Source organism: Luteibacter pinisoli, assembly GCF_006385595.1.
Taxonomy (GTDB): Bacteria; Pseudomonadota; Gammaproteobacteria; order Xanthomonadales; family Rhodanobacteraceae; genus Luteibacter; species Luteibacter pinisoli.
In genome coordinates this window covers 4,393,411-4,409,708 of the sequence record NZ_CP041046.1, presented here as the reverse complement: position 1 = coordinate 4,409,708, position 16,298 = coordinate 4,393,411, and the positions used below count along the sequence as shown (strand labels likewise).

The following is a 16,298-nucleotide window of genomic DNA, read 5'->3' as shown; positions in this document are numbered from 1 at the left end:
TCACCGCCTATAGGCGCCCATGCATAGCATGGGTGGTCATCCTTGATCCTCAGGCATGACCATGACCCGCCGCTTTATCCTGCTTCCGCTCGCCCTCCTTGCCGCTCCCCCGGCCTTCCATGCGCATGCCGACGACGCGCCGGCCATCTGCACCGACCGCCCCACCAAAGCCAACGCCACGTGCACCGTCCCCGAGGGTGCGTGGCAGCTGGAAACCGATATCGGTAACGCCACGCACGATGCCCATCCGGGCAGCAGCACCGACACGCTGTACGTCCTGAACCCGTATCTGAAATACGGCCTCACCGCGCACACCGATATCGAGGTGAACTGGGCGCCGACCGTCCGTATTCGCATCAAAGCCGATGGTGAGCGCGACACGACGCGAGGCAGTGGCGACGTCTACCTCCGCCTTAAAACGGTGCTGTACGCAGGCGACGTGTTCAGTGCCTCGCTGATTCCCTTCGTCAAGGCGCCCACGGCGTCGCACGACATCGGCAACGGCCTGTGGGAGGGTGGCGTGGCGGTACCCATGAGCGCGGCGGTGGGCGGCGGCTTCACCGTCACGGTCGGCCCGGAGTTCGATGCGCTGGCGGATGCCGACGGCAACGGCCGGCACTTCGCGCTGACCAACCTCGTCAACGTCGCCCACCCGCTCACGAGCAAGCTTTCGGTGGCCGTGGAGTTCTGGTGCCAGGACAACCACGACCCGGCGGGGCGGGTGAAGCAGGAGTCGGCGGATATCGCCTTCACCTACCTCATCAGCCCGAGCTTGCAGGTGGATCTTGGAGCAAACATCGGCTTGAACAACGGGACGCCGGATCGCCAGGTGTATGGCGGTGTGTCTTACCGCTGGTGAAGGCGCGGTGTCAGGCGGCAGCCTTCAGTTTCGTCAGTAGCTGAGCCTTGCGGGCTTCCATCTGCGCGCCAAGCTCATTGAGCTCTGCCCTGCTCAGCAGCTTTTTCGCGTCCTTGAACATCTCCTGCTCTTCTTCCTCGATGTGGTGCTCGATGAGTTCCTTCAGCACCTTGGCGCGGCCCGAGAACTGCTCGGTCGCCGGGTTGGTTTTCATGAGGTCGGGCAGGACGAGATCCTCCGCGGCGCGATGCTCCTCCAGCGCCTCGAAATACATCTTCTCTTCTTCCTTCTTCCCCGCGGCCTTGAACGCCGGATAGAAGATCTCTTCCTCAATGGTGGTGTGGGCCTTGAGGTTGGCGTGGATCTGACGGAGAAGATCGCCACGTTTCTTGACGGCGCGGGTGGTGGATTCGGCGAGTTGCTCGAGAAGATCTTTCACGAGTTTATGGTCTTGCTTGAGAAGCGCGATGGCATCCATGGGTGGTTCCTGGCGGCGGCTGGGAGACGCTAGCCTTTCAGTGATCCAGTGACGGGGGTGTGCGGCTCGTGAGGGTTTGCGAACACGTGAGCACGACGTCGAGTGAAAGGGCGACAGGGCTCACAGGCTGAACCGCAAGTTCTTGCCACCCTGACGGGTGACACATGTCCCTTGAAGCCGGGGCCGCGTCGCCCCAAAGTCACACCCCACTGGTACCCCGGAAGAACGTCATGCAAAAGCTGCTGCTCGCCCTGATCCTGCTGGTTGCCGCCTCGGTGGCCAGCGCCGCCGATTCGCCGAAGGATGTGCAGGCGCTTATCGCCCAGGGGAATTACCCCGCCGCGGAGGCCGCCCTGCGCCAGGCCGTGTCCGAGCACCCGCAAAGTGCCAAGGCCCACTACATCCTGGCCGAAGTGCTCGCGCACGAAGGCAACATCGGTGAAGCCAAGGCCGAAGCCAACAAGGCGGCCACGCTGGATCCGGCCACCCACTTCACGGACCCGGCCAAGTTCCAGTCCTTCCAGCAGAAGCTGAACCAGGCGCTCGCGCCGGCCCCGGTGAGCCGCTCGTCCAGCACGCCGCTGCGCTCGGTGGACGCGCCCGTGGTGGGCGCGCCGGCCGCCGGCGTGCGTGAAGGCGAGCGCGAACGCGGCGGCTTCGGCTTCGGCAGCCTGTTATTGATCGTCGTGGTCGTCGGCGTCATTGCGTTTATCTGGTCGCGCCGCCGCGCCGCCCAGAACAACGCCTTCCCCGGCTATGGCTCGGTACCGCCGCCGGCACCGGGCGCGCCGTACGGCGGCCCCAGCGGCTACCCGGGCTACGCCCCGCCGCCGTCCTCGGGCATGGGCTCGACCATCGCCGCCGGCGTCGGTGGCCTGGCCGCCGGTGTGCTGCTCGATGAAGCCCTGCGCTCGCACAACCAGAACGACGTGAACCGCGACAGCAACTTCCTCAATGGCGGTGGCGGTAGCGGTGGCGCCGATCAGCGCGACCCGTCCGGCGATGCGTACAACGACCTGCGCAACGACCCCATCGACATGGGCAACAACGACAGCTCGTGGGATGACAGCAACTCGTCGTCCGACGATAGCGGTTCGTTCGACGACAACTCCTGGTAAGTCGCGTCGCGCCTGGAAAAACGAAGGGCCGGGGTCACTGCGACCCCGGCCCTTTGCGTTCGTGGCATACCTGAGGGCAGGTGCGTTCTAGGAGGCCTTGCGAGCCCGTGTACGGGCGGCCTTCTTCGCCGCCGTCTTGCGGCCTGCGGCACCCTTGGTGTGCGCTGCCTTCTTCGCCGCGGCTGACTTGCTGGCCGACGTCCGCTTCGCGGCGCTCTTGCGGGCCTGGGTCGACAAGGCCTTCTTGGAAGCGGCGGCCGTGCCCTCGCGCTTCAGGGCCTTGGTCGAAGCGCGTTTGCGCGTCGCCGATTTCTTCGTTGCAGTTCCTGCCGTCCGCTTCTTCGACGCCGCCGTGTCCTGTGCGGCTTTCTTCTTCGTGGCCTTGCTTGCCGTCTTGGCGACGGGAGCCTTTACGCCGGCGCGGCGCGCTTTCGAGAGGCCAATCGCGATTGCCTGCTTCGCGGAGCGGGCGCCGTGCTTGCCTTCGCGGATGTGGTCGATCTCTTCGCGGACGAATTCACCGGCCTGGGTGGAGGCGGACTTGCCTTCGCGTTTGTCGCGGGCGGCGCGGGCGGTGGTTTTTTTGTCGGGCATCGGGGTGGCTCCTTCTGGGGAAGGTGGGTGCTACCTCGCCGAGACTACGAGCCTGCTACGTGATGCGCGTGTGTCGCATGCGTCACCAGGCAAGGGACGCCACCGCTCACCCTGAGGCTGCTTTGACGCCTCGCGCGACCTCCGATTACACTCAGCCCCACGGAGATGGCATGCCTCCGCGAACCGCCTTCGGGCTGATGATGCCTACGTATCCTGGGTTCCGGGGGCGTAGGCATTTGTGTTTTAGCCTTCCGGATTCCAGGTGGTGAACCACCTCTACTGGAACCCCCATGCGTCGCCTTCGTACCCTCGAACAGACCGAGCTATTGGCCTATATGGGCAAATGGCTGGTTATCAGTTCTGCCGCTGCCGTTCTGGCCGGCTCCGCCTCCGCCTTCTTCCTTGCGGCCCTTGAGTGGGCGACGGCGACGCGTGAAGCACAGCCCTGGATGATCTGGCTGCTGCCCGTGGCCGGCTTCGTGGTGGGCTGGGCGTACGACAGCGTGGGCAAGCCGGTGGAAGCCGGCAACAACCTCATCATCGACGAGATCCACGACCCGAAGAAGGTGATCCCGCGGCGCATGGTGCCGCTGGTGTTTATTGGTACCGTGATGTCCCACCTGTTCGGCGCCTCGGTGGGGCGCGAAGGGACGGCGGTGCAGATGGGTGCGGCGCTCGCCGATCAGCTCACCGGGGTTTTTCGGTTGAAGCACGCCGACCGGCGCATCGTGCTGATGGTGGGGATGAGTGCGGGCTTTGCCGCGGTGTTCGGGACGCCGCTGGCGGGTGCGTTGTTCGGGCTTGAGGTGCTGGCGATCGGGCGCATGCGCTATGACGCGCTGTTTCCGTGTGTCATCGCGGGCATCGTGGCGGATCGGGTGTGCATCGCGTGGGGGATTCATCACACGCTTTACGTGGTGCCGTTTGTCACTGCGGTGACGTTTCGTACCGTGCTTACGGTGATCGTGGCGGGCTTCGCCTTCGGCCTGGTCGGGCTGCTGTTCGCGAAAGCCACCCACGCCGTCGGCGGGTTGATGAAGCGCTGGATCACCTATGCGCCGCTGCGGCCGGTGGTGGGCGGTTCGGTTATCGCGGTTTCCGTGATGTTGCTGTCTACCGAGCGCTACATCGGCCTCGGCATTCCTACCATCGTCGCCGCGTTCCAGCATCCGCTGGCGCCGTGGGACTTCGCGGGGAAGTTCGCATACACCGTCGCGTCGCTTGGGTCGGGCTTCAAGGGGGGTGAGGTGACGCCGTTGTTCTTCATCGGCGCGACGTTGGGTAATGCCTTGGCGCCGCTGCTTAGTCTTCCCGTGCCGATGTTGGCGGGGTTGGGGTTCGTGGCCGTCTTCGCGGGAGCCGCCAACGTGCCGCTGGCCTGCACGGTGATGGCCATCGAACTGTTTGGCCCGGCCATCGCGCCGTTCGCGGCGATCGCCTGCGTAGCGAGCTACATGTTCTCCGGCCATGCGGGGATTTACCACGCGCAGCGGCTGGGGCACGCCAAGTAAGTGCGCCACCTCCCGGCGGACATGCGGCTGGCCGACCTTCATCAACGCGACCATCACGCCCAAAGCACCCGGCCTTGAAGATCCCGCAGGGAATCTAGCGCCAACTACCGAGGGCGCCCCGCATGCTGCAACTCAACCCGCCACTGCCCCTGAACACCCCCAAGGGGGAGGGCTTCGCCCATTTCCTGATCGACTACGGCCCGGAGTCCGATCTCTACTGGACGGTGTTCATCACCGACACCGGCGAGATCTGGACGTTCTCGAACCGGGAAGTGCGGGCGTCGAAGAACATCACGTTGGGGCGCACGGCGCCTTCGTCACCGCGGCCAGCGCCGGCTCGTCGAGCCGAGGCCGACCGTTCGGTGATTCCGATGAGTGCGAAGGATGGCGCCAAGGGCTAAGCCCCTGGTTCAGGGCGCGGGATAGTTCGACGCCTTGAGCAGCTTCGCCAGGTGCGCGGCATTGGTCGTTAGCGTCGCGATGGTTTTCAGTACGGCCTCAGGGGTCTTCTTGAGGTCGATATAGTTCTTGTCGCTCATGGCTTCGCCCACCCAATAGGCCGAACTGCCGGCGGGAATGGTGAAGCCAACATCCGCGAGTGCCTGATACATCTCGGCCGTCACATGGTGGGCGCCATCCTCGTTACCCACCACGCCGACAATGGCCACCTTGCCAAACGTGGGGTAGCGACCGTCATCCCCGATGTCGCCGAGGATCGCGTCCATCCGTTCTACGACGCGTTTGGCCACGCTCGACGGCTGGCCCATCCAGATGGGCGTCACCATCACCAGGATGTCCGCGGCCATCATGCGCTTGCGCAGCGCCGGCCAGTCATCGCCTTCGCCTTCATCGTGGCGAACACCGGGTTTGATGTTGAGATCGACGACGCGTGCGCTGTCGCCAGTGACACCGTGTTTGCCCAAACCTTCGAGCAGCTGATCAAGCAGCTTTTGGCTTGAGGAGGGATGGGGAGAAGCGGAGAGAGTGCAGTTCAGGCCGAGGGCGGTGAGCGCCATGCGGGTGGCTCCGGTGCGGGGACGCCGCCAGAGTTAACGAAGCTGCGTCCACGGGGCGCATCGCGGTCGTGAATGGGCTGTCCTGCGAACCTGTCGCGCTTTCCCGGGTTCGATACAGGTGCCGGGTAGGCAACACCGCGGTTCGGCGGCTATCCTCGCCCCACCCGCGTTGCCTCCATGCCGCCCGACGATTCGGACCGGTTCGGAGCATTGCCCGGGTTGGGGGACAGCCTGCCCATAAGACCTTCGACACCTTCGAACGTCTCGATGCGGGTGCGCGTACGTCTTTCGTTGTCTGAAGTCGCAACCTGTATTTACGGGCGGTATCTCGCCGCCTCATTCTGGGAGTTGTCGGCATGGCACGTATGAACGTTCTGGATTGTGTATCGAGGCTGCTTCTGGCCGGCGCGCTTCTGGTGGCGGCGAGTTCCCCCGCCCTGGCGGATGTCACTCCGCTGCCGACTTCCTTCCATGCGCAGGAAATTGCGACCGATGGCGCGACGCTCCACGTTCGCGTCGGCGGCAAGGGCCCGGGCGTGCTGTTGCTGCACGGTTTCGGCGACACCGGGGACATGTGGGCCCCGCTGGCCATCGACCTGGCCCGAGACCACACCGTGGTGATTCCGGACCTTCGCGGCATGGGCCTTTCCTCGCATCCCGAGGGTGGCTACGACAAGAAGACCCAGGCGGCGGATATGCGCGCCGTGCTGACGAAGCTGGGTATCGATACGTCGGTCGTCGTCGGCCACGACATCGGCACGATGGTGGCCTATGCGTATGCGGCCCGCTATCCGGACAAGACGGTGAAGCTGGTGGTGATGGATGCGCCAGTGCCGGGCATCCCGCCGTGGGACACGATCGTTCGCAATCCGCTGCTCTGGCACTTCGACTTTGGTGGCCCGGACATGGAGCGTCTGGTCGCTGGCCGTGAGCGCATCTACCTCGATCGTTTCTGGAACGAGTTCGCCGGCACACCGTCGAAGATCGATGAGGGCACGCGCGCTCATTACGCGGCGATCTATGCACGTCCTGGTGCGATGCACTCGGCGTTTGCCCAGTTCCATGCGATTCGCACGGATGCCGTGGATAACAAGGATGCGCCGAGCCACAAGCTGACGATGCCGGTGCTCGCCATCGGTGGTGAGAAGTCGTTTGGTCCGAACGAAGCGATCGTGATGCGCAATGCCGCGACCAACGTCACCGAGCTGGTGGTGCCGGGTGCGGGACATTGGCTGATGGAAGAAGCGCCGGCTGTGACGGTGAAGGCGATTCGGCAGTTCATCGACGCGAAGCCGTGACAAAGGACCGCCTCCTTCTGGAGGAAGCCTGCGAGTTGTTTGAGTCTGGCGACCGTTCCAGGTCGATCAGACTCTTTCAACGTGCTGCCCGCATGGGCAATCTCGAAGCCCAGACAAACCTTGGCAACATCTATGACGATGGTGACGGGGTGCGTGCGAGTTTCGACAAGGCCAGGTACTGGTATCGGCGGGCCATAGCGCGCGGTAGTCCCGATGCGGCGTACAACCTCGGAATCAGCTATCTGAACCGGGGTAACGCGCGCTGGGGAACCTACTGGCTCAAGGTGGCCAGGGCGTGGGGAGACGAGTTGGCCGACGAGAGGCTGGTGGACCTCGGTCTCTGAGGACGCCTTGGCCCCGATCGGCCTCTCGGTGCCTGACTACATCGTGGAATACGGGGGGATGCGTTGGTGGGACGTTATGAGGCACAAGCTGCATTCGTCGCGAGCTCCTTAAGGGCGATCACCCTCGTTCTTATGCTGGGGATCTCTCTCACTCGCCCCGTCAAGGCCGACGGGCTTCCCCCGTCATCAACACCATCGCCAGTGAGCCCAGCCGACGCGCGACGCATCATGCATCGCGTCGTCTCAGAGGGCTATTACAAAGGCGGCGCCTACGAAGAGGTGCCAAGGGATAGCGGCGAGCCGAACTTCTACGTCTTCCAGCTTTTCAGGCGCAATGCGAAGGCAGGCGAATCCGACGTATTAGGGTTCATCGCCATCAGTCGACGTACCGGGCGCATCATCGAAGTCTCTGCGGAGTGGTGCTACGCCTTTCCGGTGCACAAAGGCGACAAGCCGCTGAAGCCGACACCCGGGGTCGACCTGCCAGAGAGTTGTGAAGATCCGGCACTGGGGGAGTAAAGTTCGCCGGACAAGGATCGTCTCCGCAAGCGTTGCTACTGAGGCGGGGCTTAGAGTATGCAAACCACCGGAGAACGCCATGAACCAACAAATTGCGACCATCGCAGGTGTTATCGGGTTTGTGATCTGCATCGCGACCGCGTTGATCCTCGCCCTGCGGTCCCGCTCCAGGAAACGTGATCGGTAGCGCGCCGCCTGGGATCACATCAACCGGACAACGTCCGCACCACGTTGCAGTTCGCGATGGTCTCGTGCGCGCAGTCATCGAGCATGGCGCGTAGATCCTCGGCCATCGCAGCAAGCTCCTTCTGCTTTGCCTCTACCTGCGCCAGATGATTTCGGACCACCGCATCGACGTCGCGGCACGACCTATCGCGAGCGACGCTCAGGTCCATGAGGCTTCGTGTTTCATCAAGGCTGAAGCCGAGGCCCCGGCAGCGCATGACGAAGGCGAGATGCGCCACGTCACCGTCGTCGTAGTTGCGGTAGCTGTTCTTCCGGGGCGGCACGGGGATCAACCCGATCTTCTCGTAGTACCGGATGGTCTCGACGTGACAGCCCGTCGCCGCCGACAGGTCGCTGATGCGCATAGGTTGACTCCGTAGTCACTACGGAGTCTAGCCTAGCGCAATTAACCTGCGGACCGTGCCATGAGCTGCTGCGACCACGATTCATGCGATTCCCGCCCAATTGCCGAGGGTGTCCGGCATCGCCGGGTGCTGTGGATTGTCCTGGTAATCAACGTCGTCATTTTTGCCGGGGAGTACATCGCCGGCTGGCTGGCCAGCTCCAGTGCCGTGCAGGGTGATTCGCTCGACAGTCTTGGCGACGCGCTGGTTTATGGCCTCAGCCTGATGGTGGTGGGACGCTCGCTGCGCGCCCGCGCAGGGTCGGCGCTGGTCAAGGGTACCGTGCAAGTCGTCTTCGGGCTGACGGTCATGGCCGAGGTCGTGTATCGGCTGTCGCACCGCGTGCCACCCAATACGGTCGTGATGGCGATCGCAGCAGGCGCGGCTCTCGTACTCAATGCGACATGCCTGGCGTTACTGACGCCATTCCGGGCGGATGACATCAACATGCGTTCGGTCTGGCAGTGCTCGCGAAACGACGTCATCGGCAATGCCGCCGTGCTCGTGACCGCCGGACTCGTGGCGCTTACCGGGTGGTGGTGGTTGGATCTCGTGGTCGGTGCCGGACTAGCTGCCTTGTTTTTCCAAACCGGCGTGCGGGTGATCCAGGCGGCATGGCCGCAACTGCATCGGCCTGCTCCGATCAAACACGATTTGTCGTAAAGACAAGACGAAGTCGTTTTGCTACGTTGATCTCGTTGCCTGCGCGCGTCTCACCCCCGCCACGCAGGCAACCACCGCTTCGGCGGTGAGAGTCGCGAGCCAGGTGTGCTTCAACACACCTGGCCCGCTAACCAAACCAACTGTAGAAGAGTTGATTATGGCTACCCTTGATCATACGGCTTTCGCTCGCCCGCCGGATCCCCCCGGCGACACCTCAACGGTTCACGGGCCGCCTGCATAAGCCGCAGGCACGGTTGAAGAACCGCAGCGACGTCTGGACTTGAGACAATTCTTGATCGAATGAGGCAGGCGTGACGCCTGGCGAGCCTCACGGACGGTTGTCGCCGCAATCCACTTCGTCAATCAAACCGCCCGGCGCCCGGATAGGGCAGCCGGTGAAACCGCGATCCTATGGTCCGTGGCATGGCAGGCGTTTGTCTGTCGTGCCACGTTAGAAGCGCGGTGGCGGCAATAGGGACATGCTGAGATGAGTGAATCAAATGAACACGTTGAACCGGTTGAGCCTTCTGTCCATGAGTTGCTGAACGAGGCACTCATGTGGTTGCAGTGTTCGCGTGGGACGACTGCAACACTGGCCGATCTCGTGCATGAGGCTGAGGACCTAGACTACAAGCAGCTTAGTTTGTCGCTCGAGGCTATCGCAGCGATGACTCAGGCGGGTGCTGAGCAGGTGAGGCAAGCACACGCCATCTGGGTATGGAGCCAGGGGCTTGAGCACGGCAAGAGTGAAGGGCCTCACGCCTTGAGACGGAGAAACGGTGTGTAGAAGCGAACGTCAAAGCCTTGGACAGAGGCTCGTAGCGCGTGATCGCCATGCGTCCACACTTCCGCCCTCATATTCCCAATCGCGAGCATGTCGGCGACATGAGTTCCCATGTTGGCAAGGTGATCGAGCCGTGCTTCGGGGCTAACGAACTCCTCATAGAAGACTGCTTCAGAGCCGTCATCGTTGACGAAGATGTCGAGTCGGAGCGTGCCCGTATCCTTCTCGCGTGTTAGGCGAATCATGTTAGCGGCAATGCGTCTGAACTCCTCCTCCTTGCCAGCGTGAATCTCAAAGCGGACTACCGCCTGAAACCGGTTCACGCCCGCACCCCGGCCTGCTCGGATTCAAGGGCCGGGAAATCGGTGTACCCGGCGGCAGGGCCCTCGGGCTGGTGCCCGAAGAAGACACGATGGTCAGCCGTATTCAGTGGTGCATTCGCGGCAAGGCGATCGAGGAAGTCCGGATTTGCCAGCACGTGCGTCCCGTAGGATTCCAGGTCCGCGAGACCTGACGCGACGTCCTTACCGATATCCTCGCGAGCGCGCCCAGGACGATTGAGGATGATTGCCCGGTGCCAGATCCTGCGGAAGTCGTGCAGGATGTCGTCCTCGCCATAATGGACGATGTGGACATAGGCGAGGCTGAGCTTGTCCAGCTCGCCCACAAGGTAGCGGAACAGGTCAGGTCCTTCCGGACCGACGTCCAGGCCGAAGCCAGTAAAGCCCGGCGAGAGTCGGATGCCGGTCCGATCAGCGCCGATCTCGGCGACAACGGCCTGCGCCACCTCGATGGCGAATCGCGCCCGGTTCACTATCGAACCGCCGTAGCGATCCGTGCGTTGGTTTGAGCTCGTCGCGAGAAACTGATGAACAAGGTAAGCGATGCCGTGAATCTCGACGCCATCGGCGCCGGACTCGATTGCCCGCCGTGCAGCGTAGGCGTAGTCCTCCACCGTCGCCGCCACCTCGTCGGTAGTCAAAGCACGGGGAACCGGAATGTCTTTCATCCCCCCCAACGTGTAGATCTGCTCTCCTGGCGGAATCGCTGAAGGGGCGACGGCCTGCCGGTGATGCGGCGTGTTGTCAGGGTGTGACATGCGCCCCGCATGCATGAGCTGATAAAACACGTGGCCGCCGTGCGCGTGGATTGCCTCGTTGACTTCGCGCCAACCAGCCACATGGGCATCGGTGTAGATGCCCGGCGTCAAAGGATAGCCCTGCCCGTCGTCCGAAGGCTGCGTTCCTTCCGTGACCGTCAGGCCTACGCTCGCGCGCTGCCTATAGTATTCAGCCGCCAGAGCCCCCGGCGTGCCGTCCTCGTTAGCGCGGGCCCGTGTCATTGGCGCCATGACGAAGCGGTTTTGAAGCGTGATCGTTCCAAGCGTGAAGGGCGAATGGATGTCGGTCATTCGTATTACCATCTTCTAGTGTTCAAGAAAGGCCGGCGTTTGCTTTCCGCAACGGGAAACGCCAGGCGCGCGGTGGCGCAGCAATGGTCACGTCGTTACGGGAGCGGGCTGGCGACCTTGACGAAGTCATGGGCGATGAGCGGCCCGCCGGGGGACTGGAACAGGCGGCTGCCATGCTCCACATCGCCCAGGTCCAGTCCGAAGAAACCGAGTTGGTCGATAAGGCTTGCGACCTCGGCCTTCGCACCCTCGTCGTCGCCCGCGTAGAACAGGACGCGCCGCCCGCCATCAGCGTCGGGGGATTTTTCGAGATTCATGAAAAAGTGATGGTTGAACGCCTTCACCACGCGCGCCCCAGGCGCCCACTCCTGGACGATCGAAGTGGATGCACGTCCCCCAATATCGATCGGCGGTAGTGGAGGCTTTTGCATGTTGTTGTTGGTGTCGATCAAGATGCGACCGTTCCAATCGAGCCCGGCGAGTGCCCCCTGGAGCGCGGGCCATTTCACTGACACGAAGACAATATCCTTGGCAGCCGCTTGCTCACGGGTGCCTGCGGTGATCGACGGCCCGGCTTTGGTAACAAGATCTTTGAGGGTTTCGGGGCCGCGGCTATTGGCGATCGTCGCAGCAATGCCTTTGGCGCCAAGGCGCTGCGCAATGGCACCGCCAATCATGCCGGCACCCATAATTCCTATCGAAAGCATGCATCTCTCCGGATTCATTCAGCCGCGGTAGATCGGGGTGGACCCAGACACGCGCTGGCGGTTTCCAAGCGAAAAAAGCTGTTCTTTGAGCTCTGCGATGTTGCGTTCGCCGGTCACCAGTCCTTCGGCAGTCGCGTGCACCGAGTAGTAGCCCAGGTGCAGATCGTGTGGGTGCGGTATGGCCGAGCCCAGAACGAAGGTCGCTCCTTCGGAGCCACCTTGCAGCGCGATCACGCCGTCGTCTTCCGAAAAGACGAGCAACTCACCATTTGAGGCCTTGGCAGAGCCGGACAGGCTGCCCCTGGAGAGGGCTAGCCAACCGATGGTGTGTCCGGCGGGGGGCGTGTAATTCCAGAGCTGACCGGGCGCGAGTGTCACGAGGAGATAGTTCACCCCATCCGGAGCCCTGATCGGGCTCGTGACGCCGCCATGCGTCCCGACGATCACGTGGGCCGGGCCGACCTGGTGCATGTCGGAGGCCTCGATGTACTGGCTGTCGACCGGTGCGAGCTCCAGCTCGGCCGGCAGAGCCAGCCAGAGCTGGAAGCCGTGGATCCGCTCAGACCTGCCGGAAGACAGCTCCTTGCCGTGCCAGACGCCGGCACCAGCGCGCATCCATTCAACGCCACCGTAGCCGATATAGCCCGATCCCGCGTCGGGATCGTCGAAGTGGACGTCGCCACGGGTGAACACGGTGACGGTCCCTATGCCGGAATGGGGATGCATCCCACCAGCGGCGGCGAATTCGCTCATGACGCCGCCGAAGCTGTCAAGAAACACAAAGGGCTTGAGCTGTTCGCCCAGACCGCTGGGGCTTACGAGTCGGAACACCTCCCCGTGCCCCCGACCGCGCGTTCGATAGATGACATCGCGGGTAACGGCAACTGTGGACACAAACGTTCTCCTTTGGGGCAGCGTTCCGCTGCCGCCACGCATGGTGTTGCGATTAAGACCGATCGGTGTGAGTCAGGCCGCTTCGGTACGGGCTGCTGTCCCGGCACGGGCGGCCATGGTGGCCTTGGCCCACCAAACCAGCTCATCAAGCGCCGTGGTCGCCGCGGGGAGCAGATTCTGTTCGATCGTCTCAATGGGCTGGTTCCCGACAGCGGGAAAGATCGTGAAGAAGTCGCTGCCACCGATGTGCACGGCGGCGTGGGTCGAAACCATGTGCATCTCGATCCCAATCAAGCGCAGGTGTTCGATGGCGCGGGCCGCACCGACGCCGCCATAGCCAATGGCGGTGAAGGGCTTGTGGCTCCACTCCGTGTAAGCATGATCTAGCGCATTCTTCAGAGAAGCGGTCAGGGAATGGTTGTACTCAGCGACGACGAAAATGAAGCCGTCGAATCCGGCGAGCGTTTGCTGCCAGCGCACGGCTTCCGGGCTCTGACTCGGCACCCACGCGCTCGATGCGACCTCATCGAAGAAGGGCAGGCTGAAATCACGGAGGTCGAGCAGCTGGACATCCATATCCTCGCGGGCCTGGGCCTGCTTGAGCATCCATTGCGCAGGAACGTCGGCAAAGCGTGCGGCGCGCGTTGATCCGATAATGAGGGCGATCTTAGGTTTGGCGGCGGCGGTTGACATCAGATTTTCCTTCGCTCATTTGGGGAAGATTGCCCGGAGCAATCTCGTTGTCGGCGAAGTCAATGTGACGCAGTTGAAGGCCCGCCACTAGATAGCGAGACCGTTCTGCGGGGGTGCGCTTTCAGGAACACCTTGGCGGCGCCGCCCAAAACTGCCGAATGATGGCGATCCGTCATCTCGTCCTACCACCCGCCAGTGAAATGCTACCCTGTGTTCCTGAAACCAGAACGCCGTCCGGCCTTGGGAGGCCGTCACGGAGACGAGGGGGACCATGGAAATCGAGGATCTTCGGATATTCGTCGAGGTGGCCGATGCAGGCGGAATAAACTCCGCGGCCCGGCGCCTGGGCCTTGCAAAGTCGATCGTCAGTCGGCGCCTCCTGAGACTCGAAGAGGAGCTGGGTGCAGAGTTGATTTCGCGGACCACCCGCGGCGCAGTCCTGACTGAAGCGGGCATGTCATTCCGGGACCAGGCGGCAGACATCTGCGCACGGATCGACGCGGCACGCGATGAAATGTCTCCTAACGGCGATATCCGAGGATTGCTCCGGATCGCCGGTCCAGCTTCTGTCGGCACGTACTTCGCATCTGCGCTTGCGGAATTTGCCCGGCGGCATCCGGCTCTAAGTATTCACACAAGGTTTTCGGATCAGTATGTCGATCTCGTCGCCGAGGGTTTTGACTGCGCCATCCGCGTCGGCTATATGCCTGATTCGAACCTCGTTGCCCGGAAGATCGGGTCGCTCCCTATGCGCCTCTATGCAAGTCCCGAATACATTGCGGAAAACGGCGCGCCTGAGTATCCGGGTGACATACTCAAGCACGCGGCGATCACGGCCGGCACGAATAGCTGGGTTTTCAGTGACGGAACCCAGAGCTTCACGGTAAACCCGCAGGGACGCTTCATGGCAGACAATGCATACGTACTTACGGAAGCTGCGGCAGCGGGTTTGGGCATTGTGGCGATGGGAGCGATGATCGCCGATCCCTACGTCCAGGACGGCAGGCTGCTACCGATCATGACCCGCTACACGCTTCCCGACGTTGGCATTTTCGTGGTGCGACCACAAAGTCAGCACACGCCAAGAAAAGTGCGAGTGCTGATCGATTTGATGGTCGAGCGGTATGCCTCGGTAGATCTTTGACCATGCCCTGAAATCCGGCGATGTATAGCCGCGGTTATGTCCCGGAAAGTCTGGCTTGGTCAGGATGGATTGGCATAGCTCCCACGTCCATGAAATCCGAAATCTGCCGTCGGCCGTGGCCCAAAAGGCAATTGAATCCTGGGAGCGTCTGATGTTCAAAAGGCACGGACCACCAGCTCCTGATTGCCATCTGCGAGTCGATATCACCAGCCAACGAGCATTAACTACTGGACGAGGGTCTGGGGCGTCACCGATCGGGATCTGATGCGGGATGTCACGCTGGTGGGCGAAGACTCCCGAGACGTTCGCCTCGAGTGGCGCAGGAACCGTAAAAAGTGATGGTGACGTCCCGGTAGAGCTGTCTAGTTCACCCTATCCACGATGGCTTGCTTCAGTGATCGCATCAAGCAGCTCGCGCGCACCGAACGGCTTGGCAAGCAAGACCGCCCTGGAGGGAATCCCGGGCACTTCCTCGAAAGGACGTGAGGATATGACCACCAAGGCAATGTCTTCCCTCTCAGCCAGCGTGTGAAGGATGGGGACAGCGTTGCCCCTTGCGTCAGATGGCAGCGTCGCGTGACAGACCGCCACGCGAATGGTGGGAGCCGCTTCGAGTGTAGAAACGGCTGCCTCGAAGTGCTCGGCAACGGCTACTTCGAAACCCCGGGAAATGAGGACCTCGCCCGCCATCTCGGCCAGCTCACGGTGAGGGTCGAGGATGAGAATCGTCGGGGTGGGCTTGGTCATCGTTCGTTATGCGCGGCCGTCCCAAAAAAGGGGAATCGGGCGGACCTTTCGGTCAGTCGCCTTTGGGTTCTGGCCTGCGTTCCCGTTCCCGGAAGCGCGGTTCGTAGCGCGCTACGGCGCCCCAGGTGAGCGCCGTAGCCATGCTGCCGATCAGCTAAAGCCGAGCTGGGACATGACGACCGCCATGTCGGTCGCACCTGACGTTAGAGCCCTTCGGGCCACGACTCCACGATGAACACGGTGCTCGTGGCCGCGGCCTGGCGCATCGCCTTGAGGGGGCCGTATTCAGCGGACTTGTACCAGGCCTTCGCTTCTTCGACGGTCGGGAACTCAAGCACGACGCTGGAGTCCACGGGACCGTTTTCCATCGCATCGACGATCACGGGGCCGGCAAAGAACTTCACGCCCTGGCTCTTGACGACCGGGATCGCTTCATCGCGATACTTCTGGAGCAATGCCTTGTCGTGAGCGCTGTGCACGACGAAGATCACATAAGCACTCATAAATCACCTCATGTCTTTAAGTGGGTTCAATGTTTGCGGGGCGGAAAGATCGAAGATCGCTGACTTAGCTGATGAGCATGCCGAGAGGAAGCAGCGGACCGACAGGCAGGTAATCGAACGAGTGGAGCTTCTCCTTGGTAAGGGGAAGATCACCAATGAGTTTCTTGGCTTCGTCCAGGGACTCGACGTTCAGAAGGAATACCGCGCCCTTCATTTCGTCACGCAGCCAGTGCTGTTCGATCTTTCCGTCCAGGTAGAGCTGGAGGGTGGCGGGCACTTCGTGCGGGAAGATCCGCTTGCCCTGTTCTTCAGTGAAAGGCTTCAACGTACCGATGGCCAAAACTTTCATGTGCTGTCTCCGTAGGGGTTTGCTGTCGGAATCGACA

Annotated in this window: 22 protein-coding genes and 1 riboswitch; of the genes, 10 read left to right on the top strand and 12 right to left on the bottom strand. The window is 62.5% G+C overall.

Annotated features, from left to right (window positions below):
* Nucleotides 1-61: 61 nt before the first annotated feature.
* A complete protein-coding gene (locus FIV34_RS19990; protein WP_139985234.1) occupies nucleotides 62-859 on the top strand; it encodes a transporter in 798 nt (265 codons plus the stop codon).
* Nucleotides 860-869: 10 nt separating this feature from the next.
* On the opposite strand, the gene FIV34_RS19985 is transcribed toward FIV34_RS19990, so the two are convergent.
* On the bottom strand, nucleotides 870-1,337 hold the full coding sequence (locus FIV34_RS19985; RefSeq protein ID WP_139985233.1) for a PA2171 family ribosome-binding persister protein: 468 nt from the start codon (nucleotides 1,335-1,337) through the stop codon (nucleotides 870-872).
* Nucleotides 1,338-1,567: 230 nt separating this feature from the next.
* On the opposite strand from FIV34_RS19985, the gene FIV34_RS19980 reads away from it, so the two are divergent.
* Nucleotides 1,568-2,455 carry a tetratricopeptide repeat protein gene (locus FIV34_RS19980; RefSeq protein WP_170207669.1) on the top strand — a complete coding sequence of 296 codons (888 nt, stop codon included), beginning with the start codon at nucleotides 1,568-1,570 and terminating at the stop codon, nucleotides 2,453-2,455.
* A gap of 87 nt (nucleotides 2,456-2,542) precedes the next feature.
* Here FIV34_RS19980 and FIV34_RS19975 read toward each other — a convergent pair whose 3' ends face one another.
* A complete protein-coding gene (locus FIV34_RS19975) occupies nucleotides 2,543-3,049 on the bottom strand; it encodes a DUF6496 domain-containing protein (protein WP_139985231.1) in 507 nt (168 codons plus the stop codon).
* Between the two features lie 152 nt (nucleotides 3,050-3,201).
* A riboswitch (Fluoride riboswitch) is annotated at nucleotides 3,202-3,263 on the top strand.
* Between the two features lie 76 nt (nucleotides 3,264-3,339).
* On the opposite strand from FIV34_RS19975, the gene FIV34_RS19970 reads away from it, so the two are divergent.
* Nucleotides 3,340-4,560 carry a voltage-gated chloride channel family protein gene (locus FIV34_RS19970; RefSeq protein ID WP_139985230.1) on the top strand — a complete coding sequence of 407 codons (1,221 nt, stop codon included), beginning with the start codon at nucleotides 3,340-3,342 and terminating at the stop codon, nucleotides 4,558-4,560.
* Between the two features lie 122 nt (nucleotides 4,561-4,682).
* Entirely contained in the window at nucleotides 4,683-4,961 is a 279-nt protein-coding gene (locus tag FIV34_RS19965; RefSeq protein WP_211352666.1) for a hypothetical protein, read from the top strand.
* A gap of 9 nt (nucleotides 4,962-4,970) precedes the next feature.
* Here the strand turns inward: FIV34_RS19965 and FIV34_RS19960 are convergent, their stop codons facing one another.
* The gene (locus FIV34_RS19960) at nucleotides 4,971-5,576 is read right to left on the bottom strand and encodes a flavodoxin family protein (RefSeq protein ID WP_139985229.1); all 606 of its coding nucleotides are present in this window, start codon (nucleotides 5,574-5,576) and stop codon (nucleotides 4,971-4,973) included.
* 356 nt (nucleotides 5,577-5,932) lie between these two features.
* On the opposite strand from FIV34_RS19960, the gene FIV34_RS19955 reads away from it, so the two are divergent.
* The 3 genes from FIV34_RS19955 to FIV34_RS19945 all read left to right on the top strand — a co-directional run bounded on the left by FIV34_RS19955 (nucleotide 5,933) and on the right by FIV34_RS19945 (nucleotide 7,737).
* Nucleotides 5,933-6,874: an alpha/beta fold hydrolase gene (locus tag FIV34_RS19955; RefSeq protein WP_246058697.1), complete on the top strand. Its 942-nt coding sequence runs from the start codon at nucleotides 5,933-5,935 to the stop codon at nucleotides 6,872-6,874.
* Nucleotides 6,875-6,966: 92 nt separating this feature from the next.
* Complete coding sequence (locus FIV34_RS21065) at nucleotides 6,967-7,218, top strand: tetratricopeptide repeat protein (protein WP_170207668.1); 252 nt, start codon at nucleotides 6,967-6,969, stop codon at nucleotides 7,216-7,218.
* A gap of 228 nt (nucleotides 7,219-7,446) precedes the next feature.
* Complete coding sequence (locus tag FIV34_RS19945; protein ID WP_139985227.1) at nucleotides 7,447-7,737, top strand: hypothetical protein; 291 nt, start codon at nucleotides 7,447-7,449, stop codon at nucleotides 7,735-7,737.
* A 206-nt stretch (nucleotides 7,738-7,943) separates the two neighbouring features.
* On the opposite strand, the gene FIV34_RS19940 is transcribed toward FIV34_RS19945, so the two are convergent.
* Entirely contained in the window at nucleotides 7,944-8,327 is a 384-nt protein-coding gene (locus FIV34_RS19940; RefSeq protein WP_139985226.1) for a MerR family transcriptional regulator, read from the bottom strand.
* A gap of 60 nt (nucleotides 8,328-8,387) precedes the next feature.
* On the opposite strand from FIV34_RS19940, the gene FIV34_RS19935 reads away from it, so the two are divergent.
* Entirely contained in the window at nucleotides 8,388-9,029 is a 642-nt protein-coding gene (locus FIV34_RS19935) for a cation efflux transmembrane domain-containing protein (RefSeq protein WP_139985225.1), read from the top strand.
* A 756-nt stretch (nucleotides 9,030-9,785) separates the two neighbouring features.
* On the opposite strand, the gene FIV34_RS19930 is transcribed toward FIV34_RS19935, so the two are convergent.
* The 5 genes from FIV34_RS19930 to FIV34_RS19910 all read right to left on the bottom strand — a co-directional run bounded on the left by FIV34_RS19930 (nucleotide 9,786) and on the right by FIV34_RS19910 (nucleotide 13,518).
* Nucleotides 9,786-10,136, bottom strand: coding sequence for a putative quinol monooxygenase (locus tag FIV34_RS19930; RefSeq protein ID WP_170207667.1), 351 nt, complete (start codon nucleotides 10,134-10,136; stop codon nucleotides 9,786-9,788).
* On the bottom strand, nucleotides 10,133-11,224 hold the full coding sequence (locus tag FIV34_RS19925) for an alkene reductase (RefSeq protein ID WP_139985223.1): 1,092 nt from the start codon (nucleotides 11,222-11,224) through the stop codon (nucleotides 10,133-10,135). Before FIV34_RS19925 ends, FIV34_RS19930 begins: the two co-directional genes overlap by 4 nt.
* 95 nt (nucleotides 11,225-11,319) lie before the next feature.
* Nucleotides 11,320-11,931: an NADPH-dependent F420 reductase gene (locus FIV34_RS19920; protein WP_139985222.1), complete on the bottom strand. Its 612-nt coding sequence runs from the start codon at nucleotides 11,929-11,931 to the stop codon at nucleotides 11,320-11,322.
* A gap of 18 nt (nucleotides 11,932-11,949) precedes the next feature.
* Entirely contained in the window at nucleotides 11,950-12,825 is an 876-nt protein-coding gene (locus FIV34_RS19915; RefSeq protein WP_211352665.1) for a pirin family protein, read from the bottom strand.
* Between the two features lie 72 nt (nucleotides 12,826-12,897).
* Nucleotides 12,898-13,518 carry an NADPH-dependent FMN reductase gene (locus FIV34_RS19910; protein WP_139985220.1) on the bottom strand — a complete coding sequence of 207 codons (621 nt, stop codon included), beginning with the start codon at nucleotides 13,516-13,518 and terminating at the stop codon, nucleotides 12,898-12,900.
* A 271-nt stretch (nucleotides 13,519-13,789) separates the two neighbouring features.
* Between FIV34_RS19910 and FIV34_RS19905 the strand changes: the two genes are divergently transcribed.
* Both FIV34_RS19905 and FIV34_RS21565 read left to right on the top strand, forming a co-directional pair.
* Nucleotides 13,790-14,662, top strand: a complete 873-nt coding sequence (locus FIV34_RS19905) for a LysR family transcriptional regulator (RefSeq protein ID WP_139985219.1) — start codon at nucleotides 13,790-13,792, stop codon at nucleotides 14,660-14,662.
* A gap of 183 nt (nucleotides 14,663-14,845) precedes the next feature.
* A complete protein-coding gene (locus tag FIV34_RS21565) occupies nucleotides 14,846-15,001 on the top strand; it encodes a DUF3606 domain-containing protein (protein WP_139985218.1) in 156 nt (51 codons plus the stop codon).
* Between the two features lie 33 nt (nucleotides 15,002-15,034).
* On the opposite strand, the gene FIV34_RS19895 is transcribed toward FIV34_RS21565, so the two are convergent.
* The 3 genes from FIV34_RS19895 to FIV34_RS19885 all read right to left on the bottom strand — a co-directional run bounded on the left by FIV34_RS19895 (nucleotide 15,035) and on the right by FIV34_RS19885 (nucleotide 16,261).
* The gene (locus FIV34_RS19895) at nucleotides 15,035-15,409 is read right to left on the bottom strand and encodes a response regulator (protein ID WP_139985217.1); all 375 of its coding nucleotides are present in this window, start codon (nucleotides 15,407-15,409) and stop codon (nucleotides 15,035-15,037) included.
* A 203-nt stretch (nucleotides 15,410-15,612) separates the two neighbouring features.
* Nucleotides 15,613-15,912 carry a DUF1330 domain-containing protein gene (locus tag FIV34_RS19890; protein ID WP_139985216.1) on the bottom strand — a complete coding sequence of 100 codons (300 nt, stop codon included), beginning with the start codon at nucleotides 15,910-15,912 and terminating at the stop codon, nucleotides 15,613-15,615.
* A gap of 64 nt (nucleotides 15,913-15,976) precedes the next feature.
* Nucleotides 15,977-16,261, bottom strand: a complete 285-nt coding sequence (locus FIV34_RS19885; protein WP_139985215.1) for a hypothetical protein — start codon at nucleotides 16,259-16,261, stop codon at nucleotides 15,977-15,979.
* Between the last annotated feature and the right edge of the window lie 37 nt (nucleotides 16,262-16,298).